We start from the raw sequence: 13,064 nt of genomic DNA, 5'->3' as shown, positions 1-13,064 counted from the left end.
AAAAATCATGATATTCTGCGAATAGGCCAAAAAATACCTGGCCAAACCTCCACTGATTTCCGCACAATGCGCGAAAAACGCCCACGAAGGACGCTAGTCTTTACATTGATTAGATGAAGGCAACAATGAACAAGCAACACATGACCAAGCTCTCCGACGCCTTGGTAAAGCAAAAGCACTCCCGCATCCTCGCTGGAAATGCTCCCAGAACATTGGATTTGTTTGCTGGGTGTGGCGGTATTTCTTTGGGCTTTGATGCGGCCGGGTTCAAGACGATTGGTGCTGTGGAGTTTGATCCTGATGCTGCACGTTCCCATGCAATGAACTTCATGAGCGATTTGCCGCATGATCTTTTCGAGATTCATGCTGGTGCAAAAGACATCACCAAGATAGAGCCAGCCAGCTTGTTAGAGACATTCAAGCTGGAGGGGCCGATAGAGCACCACGTTGATGTGATCATAGGCGGTCCGCCTTGTCAGGCATTTGCGCGGGTCGGTCGGGCCAAGCTACGTGAGGTTGCTGACCATCCTGAAGCATTCTTGAAGGACCCAAGAGGCAACCTTTACCTGCGCTATCTGCACTATGTCAATGAGTTGAAGCCCATTGCCATCCTGATGGAGAACGTACCAGATGTTCTGAACTATGGAGGGCATAATGTAGCCGAAGAAACTTGCGAAATATTGACCGAGATGGGGTACAGGTGTGGTTATACACTTCTCAACTCGGTCTACTTTGGTGTACCTCAGATGCGGGAGCGAATGTTCCTGGTGGCAGTGGCTTCACAAATCGCCTCAAAGATTTCCGTTCCCACTCCCTCCCATTGGATAGACATGCCGAAGGGCTACGAGGGCACTCGGCAGGTTGCACTTCAGACTGTTAGACGCGGGCTATTTGAGGGCGAGGGGTTTTTCATTGACCCGCCAATCCCCGACAAAAACAATTGCATCCCAGCTGTCACAGCACAGGATGCCCTTGGCGATCTTCCGGTGATTACCGAACACTTGGAGGGGAAACTGAAAAAAGGGGCGCGTCGTTTCGACAATGCATTGCCTTACCCCGGGGGAGCAATCAACGCGTATGCCAAACTCATGCGTTCTTGGCCTGGATTCGAGAATGATGCCGGTGTGCGCGATCATGTCATCCGCTATCTGCCTCGTGATTATGCAATCTTCAGGAGAATGAACCCTGGAGACCAGTATCCGGAAGCACATGGACATGCAGTAGCTATGTTTGATGAGTGCCTTGCTGCCTTAGAAAATCAAAAAGGAAAAACCATTGGTCCCAACTCAAAGGAGTACAAGGAGCTATGGAAAGCAACTGTTCCTCCGTATGATGTGAGCAAGTTTCCAAATAAATGGCGCAAGATGGAGGCATACGCTCCTGCACGAACACTGATGGCTCATCTGGGGAAAGATGGGTACTCCCACATTCACTACGACAGCGCCCAAGCGAGAACCATTTCTGTGCGAGAGGCCGCTCGGCTTCAATCTTTCCCGGACGGCTTTGTGTTCTCGGGGTCCATGAATCCGGCATTCAAGCAAATCGGAAACGCGGTGCCGCCTTTGCTCGCGAAAGCCATAGCGGATAGCCTCTACAAAATTCTTATGGGAGAAACGGATGTTGAGAAAACTAGCGCTGAAGAAGCTCAAGCCGTCTGATTTGTCTTTCTTCAAGTCATATCTCACGAAGCACCCGCAAGCTAAGCAAAAGGGTTTCAACCTCGACCTGAGTGTAATGGAAGGGGTGTTTTTCCCCTCGCTTCGGGTTTCACTGGAACCTCTTAGCAAAAGGGCAGCTCACGTTGACCTGACAATGTATGGACCGGGGATGGCCGATGCTCATACATTGGCTAGAAAGGTGAAGCGAGATGCGAAGAACATTCGCTTGAATGGTGAGATTGTTGACTGCCCTGTCACCGACCCCACTCGCTATGACGGGCTGGTTCCAGGTGACTTTGCAGTAATGGAATTCGTTGGGGCCGCTGTACCAACCGCTGTGAATGTTGTGCTGATTGCAGCGGGACACCCAGACGATGCAGCCCTTTATGCTGAGCTTCAGCCGCTGCTTCCTTCTCCCAATGATTCAATGAGAGTGCTTTCAGAGAAAGAGTTGGAGAGTGCCATCAATGAGGCGGCACCTGCGATCTCTCATCCGATTCGAGATTGGCTTGATGCAGCATTGTTGGAGGAGGTCGGCCAGGGAAGTTCGGAAGCGACTGAAACACTCAATAAACGACGGGCTGGACGAGGTCTCAGTCCTTCTGATCTGAAAGCCGCGAAGGAGTCTGCAGAACGGACTGGACGTCTTGGAGAGGAGTTGCTGGATCAGCATCTCAAGTTTTCAGGATTCATTGGTGTGGCCAGTCACGAGTGGGTGGCACAACTCAATGCAGTTTCTCCCTTCGATTTTTCCTTGAAAATGGATGATGGTTCTGAACGTCATGTCGATGCGAAAAGCACTTCAGGTAAGTTCTCGGCTCCACTCTATCTTTCCATCGGCGAAATAAAACACGCAGTATCAAGCGGGGTGCCGTATGACATCTTTCGGCTCTATGAGGTAAAAGAGTCGAGTGCCTCGCTTAAGGTCGCAAGGAACATTGGCCCTCAGCTTGAACCTGTTCTCAAAGCACTTTCCTCCATGCCGTCGGGAGTAAGCGTAGATTCGCTTTCATTCGACCCGTCCTTTTTTGAGTTCGGTGCAGACAGTTTTGATGTTGAAATTGCTCCGGAGGATGAGGAGGAGTTGGAGTAACCGTACCTAGCAGGGGGCGCAATGGTAGGAAAAGACGTCCTATCGCCTGAACAGCGCAGGCGTTGCATGTCCCGTAACCGAGGGCAAGACACTGGACCGGAGGTTGCTCTAAGAACATTGTGCTGGGCAAACGGTCTTCGATACCGTCTCAACTCAAAGCTTGTCGGTAAGCCAGACTTTGTTTTTGTGCGCGAGAAAGTGGCAGTGTTTGTCGACGGTTGTTTCTGGCATGGTTGCCCAGATCACTACAACGCCCCGAGTACCAGAAGTGAATTCTGGAAAAAGAAGCTAGAAAACAATCGTCAGCGTGACGCGAGAGTGACTGAGGAACTGCAAGAATCAGGATGGCTGGTGTTGCGGTATTGGGAGCACGACGTTAGAACGGCCTCACTAAGAGAGGAACGTGTTAGAGAAATTCGGAGTGCCATACTGGCGAGGCGAGTAGGGGGAAAGGGGGCGTGAATCGCCTTGTATCTATATATCATTGCTGTGGTAAGCCACCAATAGCTAGAATTTCAGAACATTGACATCCATACGGGCAAGCCGAGGCTAGACCATGATTCTGAAAGACAAAGCGGCTACCGAGCCCAAAGACAAGTTTCAAGCGGCTGGCGACGCTGCTGAGCGCGAGCTGGCGTTCTACCTGAAGCGCTACTTTGCTGACGATCCCGAGGTGCTTGTCCTGCACGACATCCGCATCGAGTTTAACGATGACGTGGCGCAGATGGATCATCTCATCATCCACCCCGCCGGGATGACTATCGTCGAGACCAAGAGTGTGGCTGGCAAGGTGCAGATGAAGGAAGATGGGCAGTGGCTGCGCTGGTATGGTGACCGCTCGTCTGGCATGGCCTCGCCGTTGATTCAGGCCAAGCTCCAGATGGAGTTGCTGCGCAAATTCCTCCGGGCCAATACGCGTCAGCCTGAAGTGATCAACCGCTTACCGATTGATATTTTGGTGGCGATTTCTTCACAGGGCGTGTACCTCCCCCAAAAAGCAACCCACCACCAGAGGTGTGCAAGACTGATCTGGTGGGTGAAAAGCTACGCACCAAGATGGTGGATGTGTTGGCATGGTTTTCCGTGGGCCATCGCAAGCTATTGGCCGACTTTTTGGTGCGCAGCCATACGCCGCGTGTGGCACCTGCTCCCCAACCGGTTCCTGTCCCTGTTGTTGTGGAGGCACCGGAGCCTGTGGTGCAAGAAGCGTACGCGGTCTACCTGGCTGAACCGGTTAAAGCCAAAACAATCCCGGCCACGCGTACAGTACCTGCGCACCTTGAATACATCGGGGATCGGCTCAAAGCGGCGGGTTTCTTGCGCTCATTGGCTGGGGCCGATAGGGTGCGCAAGGTCTATGCCACTTATTGCAAAAAGTGCTCCTCGCAAAATCTGGAATTCCGCTACGGCAAATATGGCTATTACCTCAAGTGCCTAGAGTGCGAAGAGAACACCTCGATCAAGCTCGACTGTCGGATTTGTCATCGGCAGACCAAACTGCGTAAGGATGGCGATCTACTGTTCGTGGAGTGTGCCCAGTGCAAACTGTCGGAGGTACTGCATCGTAATGATCGACCCTTGCCAGAGCTTGAAAACTAAGCAAGTCCATAGGCTTCGAGCAGGGTGCTTGGCGATGCCTTCACTTGGCTTGGCGTAGGTCGAGGTCGACTCGTTCTAGCGCGGCATTGCAATAGGCCTGCATGAAGGCATCCCGCGAGTGGGGCCGCAATGCGCGGTCGCGCGTCCCCGTCATAAGCGCCTGTTTTTTATAGCCGGGCCGGCGCGGCGGCAGGGGGCGTGTTACCATTTGCACCGCGCCGTTTTTATTGCTTTGCAGCATGCGACGGTGCACTGCTGCAGCACCATTGCCATGATGCGGCCAACGTTGGCCGCCCTTTCTGTCGTCTTCCCGCCTTGTCGCCGGTCGCGGCGTAACCTGTTTTCAGCCGCCGCACGGCGCTTCCCATGATCATTCTGAAAAACGTGGCCTTGCGCCGCGGTACCAAAGTCCTGCTCGACAACGCGTCGGTGACGCTCAATCCCGGCGAGAAAGTCGGCCTGGTCGGCCGCAACGGCGCCGGCAAATCCTCGCTGTTCGCAGTACTGAACGGCTCGCTGCATGAAGACGGCGGCGATGTGTCGATCCCGTCGCAGTGGCGCATGTCGCAGGTGGCGCAGGACATGCCGGAAACGTCGCAGACCGCGACCGAGTTTGTGGTCGAGGGCGATACCACCCTGCTGGCCGCGCAGCGGGAGGTGACCGAGGCCGAGGCCGGCGAAGACTACATGCGCATGGCGCATGCCTATACCGCGCTCAACGATGCCGGCGCCCACGACGCGCCGGCACGGGCGCAGGCGCTGATTCTCGGGTTGGGGTTCAGCGTCGCCGAGCTGCAGCAGCCGGTGAACAGCTTTTCCGGCGGCTGGCGCATGCGGCTGCAACTGGCGCGCGCGCTGATGTGCCCGTCCGACCTGCTGCTGCTGGACGAGCCGACCAACCACCTGGATCTGGACGCGCTGGTATGGCTGGAAGCGTGGTTGAAGCAGTACGCCGGCACCATGGTGGTGATCAGCCATGACCGCGAATTCCTCGATGCCGTCACCACGGTGACACTGCACGTCGACAATGCCAAGCTGGTGCGCTACGGCGGCAATTACAGCAAGTTCGAGGACATGCGTGCCGAACAGCTGGTCCTGCAGCAGGCGGCGCAGGCCAAGCAGCAGGAAAAGATGGCGCACCTGCAGAAGTTCATCGACCGCTTCAAGGCCAAGGCCAGCAAGGCGAAGCAGGCGCAGAGCCGGGTCAAGGCGCTGGAGCGGATGGAGAATATCGCGCCGGTGCTGGCCGATGCCGAGTTCCAGTTCGAATTCAAGGAACCGCAGAGCCTGCCCAACTCGATGCTGTCGATGAGCGGTGTGGTGTTCGGCTATCCGGCGCCTGAAGGCGCGGCGGACGGCACGCCGCCGACGGTGATCGTGCGTAACGTAAACCGCACCGTGCTGGCCGGGCAGCGTATCGGCATCCTCGGTGCCAACGGCCAGGGCAAATCGACGCTGGTGAAAACCGTGGCCGAGGCGCTGCAGGCGGTCGGCGGCGAGATCATTCGCGGCAAGGGGCTCAATATCGGCTACTTCTCGCAGCAGGAGCTGGACGTGCTGCGGCCGGAGGACGATCCGCTGCAGCACATGTTCCGTCTGGTGCGCGACACCCCGGCGGCGATGCGGCCGTCGGCCAACGATTGCCGCGAGCAAGGGCTGCGCAATTTCCTCGGCACCTTCAACTTCAGCGGCGACATGGTGAAGCAGGCGGTCGGCAGCATGAGCGGCGGCGAGAAGGCGCGGCTGGTGCTGTGCATGATCGTGTGGCAGCGGCCGAACCTGCTGCTGCTGGATGAACCGACCAACCATCTGGACCTCGCCACCCGCGAGGCGCTGAGCGTGGCGCTGAACGAGTTCGAAGGCTCGGTGATGCTGGTCAGCCACGACCGGGCGCTGCTGCGCGCGGTGTGCGACGAATTCTGGATGGTGTCGCGTGGCGGGGTCAGCGATTTCGCGGGCGATCTGGACGATTACCAGGTCTACCTGCTGGAAGAGGCCAAGCGCCGGCGCGAAGAGGCGGCCGGCAAGCGTTAAGCCGGCCCGTCTGCGCGTTACCACCTTTCGGCCAACCTTGTTCAAGGTTGGCCGAAAGGTTTTGGGTGGCGACGGAGAAAAGGGGACAGATTTATTTCTGGTATACGGGCAGCAGCCTGACGGATAGCTGAGGGCCGCTGCCGGCGGCGATGTGCCTTCCCCCGTCGCCGTATCGTGGCATGATGTCTTTTTCCCCTTCTTTACGAAAACAACATGAAGCGCTTTGCCAATCTGTTCGCTGTGGCGGCGCTGGGCGTCTGTCTGCACGCCCAGGCCGATACGCCCAAGGCCGGGGTGGTGGTGATGCACGGCAAGGGCGGCTCTCCCTCTAAATATGTGTCTGACCTGGCCGCCTCGCTCGAGCGCGACGGGTTTCTGGTGGCCAATCTGGACATGCCCTGGTCTGGCCGGCGCGAGTACGACGTGGACGTCACCACTGCCGAAAACGAGGTGGAAGCGGCCTTGACGGCGTTGCGGCAGAAGGGTGCCGGCAAGGTGTTCGTGGCGGGGCATAGCCAGGGTGGGGTGTTTGCGCTGTATTTCGGCGGCCGGCACCGCGTCGACGGCGTGGTGGCCATCGCGCCGGGCGGCAACGTCGGCAATGCCACCTTCCGTGAGGCGGTGGGGCCGTCCGTGGAGCAGGCGCGCCAGCTGGTGGCGCAGGGCAAGGGGCAGGAGAAAGCCCGGTTCAGCGATTACGAGGGTGGCCGGGGGACCTATGCCGTGGCCTCCACGCCGGCGGCCTATCTGACCTGGTTCGAGCCGGAAGGGGCGATGAACCAGACGCTGGCGATGCGCGGCATCAAGGCGGATACCCCCGTGCTGTACATTGCGCCCAGCAACGATTATCCGGCCCTGGTGCGGGTGAAGCACGAGATGTTCGGGCTGCTGGCCAAGCACCCGCTGACCAAGATGGTCGAGCCTGCTTCCAGTCACCTGAACGCTCCTTCGGCCTCGGTGCAGGAGATCGAGCGCTGGATTGCCACGGTTTCCAAACAGTAAACGCCCCCGACGCTAGCGGCCGGTCGGGCCGGTCGCCGTTGGGGTGTCTCTCCCGTGCGGCAGTCGCTTGGTCTTCGATGGCTGTCTGCAAATCGCATTGCGTTGCCCTTGCCACCATCTAACATGGAACAAACTCCAACAATTCGGGAGGGGCGGCGATGGGTATCAACCGGCGGGATTTTTTGCGTGTCGGCTCGGGTGGCTTGCTGCTGGCTGGCGGGGGTTTGCTGGTGCCGGCCTGGGCCAAGGGCGCGAAGTTGCTGCAACCGGCGGCGCTGCCGGATGGCGCGCGCGAGTCGGCCTTGCTCGAGGCCTTGCCCGGCAAGGTGCCGCTGATCAAGCGCAGTTACCGTCCTCCCAACTATGAAACGCCGCCGGAGTACTTCCGCGAGGTGTTCACGCCCAACAAGGCGTTTTTCGTGCGCTATCACCTGGCCAACATTCCCGAGGTAGAGGCGCGCAGCTGGCAGCTGCGCATCGGCGGCGAGGTGGAGAGCCCGCTGGTGCTGACGCTGGATGAGCTGCGCCGCTTCGAGACGGTGGAGCTGGCGGCGGTGTGCCAGTGCTCGGGCAACCGGCGCGGCCTGTTCCAGCCGCACGTGCCGGGGGTGGAGTGGAGCTACGGTGCGATGGGCAACGCGCGCTGGCGCGGGGTGCGCTTGCGCGACCTGCTGAACAAGGCCGGGGTGAAGAAGGGCGCGCTGGAGCTGGTGCTCGACGGCGCCGACGGCCCGGTGCTCGACAAGACGCCGGATTTCGTCAAGAGCCTGCCGCTGTGGAAGGGGCTGGACGAAAACACCCTGATCGCCTTCGAGATGAACGGCGAGCCGCTGCCGCACTGGAACGGCTTCCCGGCGCGGCTGATCGTGCCGGGCTGGACCGCCACCTACTGGGTCAAGCACCTGAGTTCGATCAACGTGGTGTCGGCGCCGTTCGACGGCTTCTGGATGAAGAGCGCCTACCGTGTGCCGGTGGGCAAGTTTCCGGTGGTGGAGCGCTTTTTGTCGCAGGAGACGGCGGCCAACACGCCGATCACCGAGATGGTGGTCAATTCGCTCATCACCAGCGTGCGCGACGGCGAGCGGCTGCCGCTGGGCAAGCCGCTGGAGCTGGCCGGCATTGCCTGGGATGCGGGTTACGGCATCCGCCAGGTGGAGGTCTCCATCGACGGCGGCATGAGCTGGCGCAACGCCGAGCTCGGCACCGATCACGGCCGTTTCTCCTTCCGCCCCTGGCATTACCGCTTCCAGCCGCGCCACAAGGGCCGCTATACGCTGCTGGCCAAGGCCACCAACCGCATCGGCCAGACCCAGACCTTCGAACTGATCGCCAACCCGGCCGGGTATCACCACAACCTGGTGCACCAGGTGGCGGTGGACGTCGTGTGAGGGGCCAGCCATGAACAAGACACTCTGCGCGCTGCTGTTGCTGCTGCCGGCCCTGGCGCTGGCCGACGAGAGCGCCGTCAAACTGCGGCAAGGCAGCAACCAGGACGTGGTCGCCCGCAATTGCGCGGTCTGCCACAGCCTGGACTACATCCAGATGAACTCGCGTTTTCTCGACCGCAAGGGCTGGGAGGCGACCGTCACCAAGATGATCAAGGTGATGGGGGCGCCGATCAAGGAAGAAGACGTGCCCCTGATCCTCGATTACCTCGATCAGCAGTACGGCAAGCCGAAGTAGGCGGTGCCGGCTGGGCCCATGCGGCGGCGTTCCGGTGTCGGGTTCCCTGCGCCGGGACCGACGCGGGCTTCGTGCTGCCGAGGCGGGACAAGGTGCACGAGGTGTTCGACGGCGTCGCCACCTCGCTGAAGGATCAACCCTTCGCCTCGATTTGACCGGCCTGCTTCTCTCGGCGTGGATCGGGGCGAGCCCCTGGTCGGGAGAACCTCCATGCCTGCATGGCTCATCTTCGCCATCATCGGCACGCTCGGCGGCGTGGCCGCCGGCTTGTTCGGGGTGGGCGGCGGCATCGTCATCGTGCCGGCGCTGATTTACTGGGCGGGGTTCTCGCAGCACGTGGCCACCGGCACGTCGCTGGCGGTGCTGCTGCCGCCCATCGGGCTGGCGGCCGTCATCGAGTATTACCGGCACGGCAACGTCGACGTGCGCGCCGCCGTCATTCTCGCCACCACCATGTTTCTCGGCGCGTGGCTGGGCGCCTATTTCGCCAACCGCATGGCAGGGCCGCAGTTGCGCCTGCTCTTTGGCGTGTTCATCACCGCGCTGGGCGTGTACCTGGTGTACGGCGCCTGCAAGCGGCTGGGCTGGCTCTGAACGGAGCGCGCTGGGCCTGAAGTATCGGGGCCGATTCACTATGGTGAAGAAACAGGCGCCGTCTGGGCTCGCGTGCCCCGATGCCGTTCTTCCTGTGGGAGAAAAACATGGGCCAAGCCGTTCCGTTCCCCCGCGCCGACGTCGTGCGCAATCCCCACCTCAACCAGGGCACCGCGTTTAGCGCCGAGGCGCGCGAGCGGCTGGGGTTGAGCGGGTTCTTGCCGCCGCGCATCGAAACGCTGGACGAACAGGCGGCGCGGGCGCTCGACATGGTGCGCGCCCAGGCCGGCCCGATCGAGCGCTACGTCTACCTCTCCGCCCTCCAGAACGAGAACGAAACGCTGTTCTACCGGGTGGTTGTCGACAATCTGGCGGAATGCCTGCCGCTCATCTACACCCCCACGGTTGGCCAGGCCTGCCTGGAGTGGAGCCGGCGTTACCTGGCCCCGCGCGGGCTGTACCTGACGCCGGAGCACCAGGGGCAGATCGCCGACATCCTCCGGCGCTGGCCGCAGCGCGACATCGACATCATCGTGGTGACCGACGGCGGCCGTATCCTCGGGCTGGGCGATCTGGGCGCCAACGGCATGGGGATTCCCATCGGCAAACTGGCGCTGTATACCGCCTGTGCCGGCGTGCCGCCGTCGCGCTGCCTGGCGGTGACGCTGGATGTGGGGACGGACACGGCCTCCCTCCGCGAGGACCGGTTCTATCTCGGCCGGCGCGTGCCCCGGCTTGCCGGGGAGGCCTACGACAGTCTCGTCGACGAGTTCGTCGGCGCGGTGCGCCAGGTGTTTCCCGGGGCGGTGCTGCAGTTCGAGGACTTCAACAACGCCAACGCGTTCCGCCTCTTGGTGCGCTACCGCGACGAGCTGTGCTGCTTCAACGACGACATCCAGGGCACCGGCGCCATGGGGTTGGCCGGGCTGTACGCCGCCGGCCGGATGACGGGACGCACGTTGGCCGAAGAACGCCTCTTGTTTCTCGGTGCCGGCGAGGCGTGCCTGGGGATCGGGTCGCTCGTGATCAAGGCGCTGCAGCATGCCGGGGCCGAGCTGGCGCAAGCGCGCTCGCAGTGCCTGTTTGTCGACTCGACCGGCCCGGTGGTGGCGAGCCGCCGCAATCTGCCGCCGCACAAGCGCGCCGTGGCGCAGGACCGCGCCGCGCAGCCCGACCTGGTGGCGACCATCCGGGATTTTCGGCCGACCGTGCTGATCGGCGCCACCGGTTGCGGCGGCCTGTTCACCCGGGCGGCGCTGGAGGCGCTGGCGGAGGTCTGCCCGCGCCCCGTGGTGTTCGCCCTGTCCAACCCGACCGTCAAGGCGGAGTGCACCGCCGAGCAGGCATACGCCTGGAGCGCCGGGCGCGTGATCTTCGCCAGCGGCAGCCCGTTCGAGCCGGTGACCGTGGCGGGGGTGTCGCATGCGCCGGGGCAGGCCAACAACGCCTATATCTTTCCCGGCTTCGGACTCGGGCTGATCGTCTCCGGCGCCCGCCGCGCCAGCGACGAGATGTTCTTCGCGGCGGCCAGCGCCCTGGCCGGCCAGGTCAGCGCCGACGATGTGGCCGCCGGGCGCATTTTCCCGCGCCAGGCGCAGCTGCGCGCCGTGGCGCAGGCGGTGGGCGCGGCCGTTGCCCGGGTGGCGTACGAGCAGGGCGTGGCGACGCAACCCCGGCCGGATGACCTGGACGCGGCGGTCAGCCAGGCGATGTGGCAGCCGCGCTACGCGGCCACGGTGTGAGCCGGGTGGTACAGGGCGGGCCGGTCAGCGGCTAGCGCGCCAGCCCCGGGTAGAGTCTGGCCGCCAGGGCCAGCAGCAGCAGGAAAACCAGCAGCATGATGCCGAAGCTGGTGGCGTCGCCGTAGACGCTATGCCCGCCCACGATCATCGCCCCGCGCAGCGCGTCCACCAGGTAGGTGAGCGGGTTGAAGGCGGCGATGCCGCGCAGCCAGTCCGGCATGATATCGAGCGGATAGATGGCGTTGGAGGCGAAAAACAGCGGCATGGTGAGCAGCTGGCCGATGCCCATGAAGCGCTCGCGCGTCTTGACGATGCAGGCGATCACCAGCGAGAAGGTGGAGAAGATGCACGAGCCGACGAACACGGCGGCGGCCACGGTGACCATCGGCAGCGGCTCCCAGCGGATCGCCACGTGCAGCGCGATCGCCACCAGGTACACCACCGCCGCCTGCACCAGCCCGCGCAGCCCCGCCGCCACCGCCTTGCCGAACACCAGGGCGCTGCGCCGCGCCGGGGTGACCAGGAGCTTGTGCACGATGCCGAGATCGCGCTCCCAGATGATGGCGATGCCGTAGAAGATGGCGCTGAACAGGATGCTCTGCGCCAGGATGCCGGGGGCCATGTAGTCGAGGTAGCGCAGGTTGCCGGTGGGGATGCCGCGCACGTGGCTGAACACCTGGCCGAACACCGCCAGCCACAGTACCGGCTGCACCGCGCGCGACAGCAGCTCGGTGGGGTCGCGCCTCAGTTTGCGGACCTCGGCGTCGGTCACGGCGGCACTTTCGTAGAGCCAGTTGAGCATGCGGCTTACCCCAGGCGTTGGATGGTGCCGCGGCTTTGGCGGATGCCGCGGTAGTAACCTTCCTGCTCGATGACGGCGCCGCTGAAATGCGCGAATACATCGGCCAGATCGGCCTCCGGCCCGACTTGCGCCTTGAGTCCGTCGGGCTTGCCGATGACCGCCAGCCGGCCCTGATGCAGGATGGCGAGTTCGTCGCACAGCACGTCGGCCTCTTCCATGTCGTGGGTGGTGATCAGGATCGTCATGCCCTGGGCCTGACGCAACTGCTGCAGTCTTTCCCACACGGTGCGGCGCGCCACCGGGTCGAGGCCGATGGTCGGTTCGTCGAGAAACAGGATTTCCGGGTAATGCAGCGTGGCCTGGGCCACTTCGAGGCGGCGGATCATGCCGCCGGAAAAGGTGCGGACCAGCTTGTGCGCCACCGTGTCGAGGCCGGCAAAGGCCAGCGCCTCGTGCACGCGCGTCTTGAGCTGGATGCCGTGCAGGCCGTACAGGCGGGCCGACAGGGTCAGGTTCTCGGTGGCGGTCAGGGCGCCGTCGGCCGACAGCAGCTGGGGCACGTAGCCGATGCGCCGCCGCACTTCGATCGGGTCGGCCGCGACGTCGAAACCGGCCACCGTGGCGCTGCCGGAACTGGCCTCGAGCAGGGTGGTGAGAATCTTGATGGTGGTGCTCTTGCCGGCGCCGTTGGGGCCCAGCAGGCCAAAGATCTGTCCGCGCGCCACGCTCAGGTTGAGCCGGTCGAGCGCCGTGACGTGGTTGAAGCGTTTGCTCAGGTCAACCGTGGCAATCGCGATGGAGTTGTTGGTAGCGGCCATGATCCATGCTAGCACCGAATCGGCGCGGCATTGCCGGAT

The 13,064-nt window shown here is 62.1% G+C and carries 13 protein-coding genes; 10 read left to right on the top strand and 3 right to left on the bottom strand.

The window, feature by feature from the left end; all coding sequences use genetic code 11:
* Nucleotides 1-125 precede the first annotated feature (125 nt).
* From ABKF58_RS05210 to ABKF58_RS05195, 4 genes are all read left to right on the top strand, one after another.
* Nucleotides 126-1,658, top strand: coding sequence for a DNA cytosine methyltransferase (locus ABKF58_RS05210; protein WP_482583669.1), 1,533 nt, complete (start codon nucleotides 126-128; stop codon nucleotides 1,656-1,658).
* On the top strand, nucleotides 1,618-2,751 hold the full coding sequence (locus ABKF58_RS05205; RefSeq protein ID WP_482583668.1) for a hypothetical protein: 1,134 nt from the start codon (nucleotides 1,618-1,620) through the stop codon (nucleotides 2,749-2,751). The genes ABKF58_RS05210 and ABKF58_RS05205 overlap by 41 nt, the downstream gene beginning before the upstream one ends.
* Before the next feature lie 21 nt (nucleotides 2,752-2,772).
* Nucleotides 2,773-3,213: a very short patch repair endonuclease gene (locus ABKF58_RS05200; RefSeq protein ID WP_482583667.1), complete on the top strand. Its 441-nt coding sequence runs from the start codon at nucleotides 2,773-2,775 to the stop codon at nucleotides 3,211-3,213.
* A gap of 94 nt (nucleotides 3,214-3,307) precedes the next feature.
* Nucleotides 3,308-4,189: a nuclease-related domain-containing protein gene (locus tag ABKF58_RS05195; protein ID WP_482583665.1), complete on the top strand. Its 882-nt coding sequence runs from the start codon at nucleotides 3,308-3,310 to the stop codon at nucleotides 4,187-4,189.
* A gap of 201 nt (nucleotides 4,190-4,390) precedes the next feature.
* Here ABKF58_RS05195 and ABKF58_RS05190 read toward each other — a convergent pair whose 3' ends face one another.
* Nucleotides 4,391-4,591, bottom strand: a complete 201-nt coding sequence (locus tag ABKF58_RS05190) for a hypothetical protein (protein WP_482583663.1) — start codon at nucleotides 4,589-4,591, stop codon at nucleotides 4,391-4,393.
* Nucleotides 4,592-4,716: 125 nt separating this feature from the next.
* Here ABKF58_RS05190 and ABKF58_RS05185 point away from each other — a divergent pair, with 125 nt between their 5' ends.
* From ABKF58_RS05185 to ABKF58_RS05160, 6 genes are all read left to right on the top strand, one after another.
* Complete coding sequence (locus ABKF58_RS05185) at nucleotides 4,717-6,384, top strand: ABC-F family ATP-binding cassette domain-containing protein (RefSeq protein ID WP_482583662.1); 1,668 nt, start codon at nucleotides 4,717-4,719, stop codon at nucleotides 6,382-6,384.
* A gap of 213 nt (nucleotides 6,385-6,597) precedes the next feature.
* The gene (locus ABKF58_RS05180; RefSeq protein WP_482583660.1) at nucleotides 6,598-7,386 is read left to right on the top strand and encodes an alpha/beta fold hydrolase; all 789 of its coding nucleotides are present in this window, start codon (nucleotides 6,598-6,600) and stop codon (nucleotides 7,384-7,386) included.
* Nucleotides 7,387-7,544: 158 nt separating this feature from the next.
* Nucleotides 7,545-8,774 (top strand): molybdopterin-dependent oxidoreductase, encoded by a 1,230-nt coding sequence (locus tag ABKF58_RS05175; RefSeq protein WP_482583658.1) that lies wholly within the window; start codon nucleotides 7,545-7,547, stop codon nucleotides 8,772-8,774.
* Nucleotides 8,775-8,784: 10 nt separating this feature from the next.
* Nucleotides 8,785-9,069: a cytochrome c gene (locus ABKF58_RS05170; RefSeq protein WP_482583657.1), complete on the top strand. Its 285-nt coding sequence runs from the start codon at nucleotides 8,785-8,787 to the stop codon at nucleotides 9,067-9,069.
* A 210-nt stretch (nucleotides 9,070-9,279) separates the two neighbouring features.
* Entirely contained in the window at nucleotides 9,280-9,663 is a 384-nt protein-coding gene (locus ABKF58_RS05165) for a sulfite exporter TauE/SafE family protein (protein ID WP_482583656.1), read from the top strand.
* A 107-nt stretch (nucleotides 9,664-9,770) separates the two neighbouring features.
* Nucleotides 9,771-11,405, top strand: a complete 1,635-nt coding sequence (locus ABKF58_RS05160; RefSeq protein ID WP_482583654.1) for an NAD-dependent malic enzyme — start codon at nucleotides 9,771-9,773, stop codon at nucleotides 11,403-11,405.
* A gap of 31 nt (nucleotides 11,406-11,436) precedes the next feature.
* On the opposite strand, the gene ABKF58_RS05155 is transcribed toward ABKF58_RS05160, so the two are convergent.
* Together ABKF58_RS05155 and ABKF58_RS05150 are read right to left on the bottom strand one after the other, a co-directional pair.
* Nucleotides 11,437-12,207, bottom strand: a complete 771-nt coding sequence (locus ABKF58_RS05155; RefSeq protein WP_482583653.1) for an ABC transporter permease — start codon at nucleotides 12,205-12,207, stop codon at nucleotides 11,437-11,439.
* 5 nt (nucleotides 12,208-12,212) lie between these two features.
* Nucleotides 12,213-13,025, bottom strand: a complete 813-nt coding sequence (locus ABKF58_RS05150; RefSeq protein ID WP_482583652.1) for an ATP-binding cassette domain-containing protein — start codon at nucleotides 13,023-13,025, stop codon at nucleotides 12,213-12,215.
* Between the last annotated feature and the right edge of the window lie 39 nt (nucleotides 13,026-13,064).

The organism is Pseudogulbenkiania sp. AW2-16 (assembly GCF_056824575.1).
The sequence above is the reverse complement of the archived record's forward strand: the minus strand, read 5'-3'. Positions and strand labels throughout refer to the sequence as shown.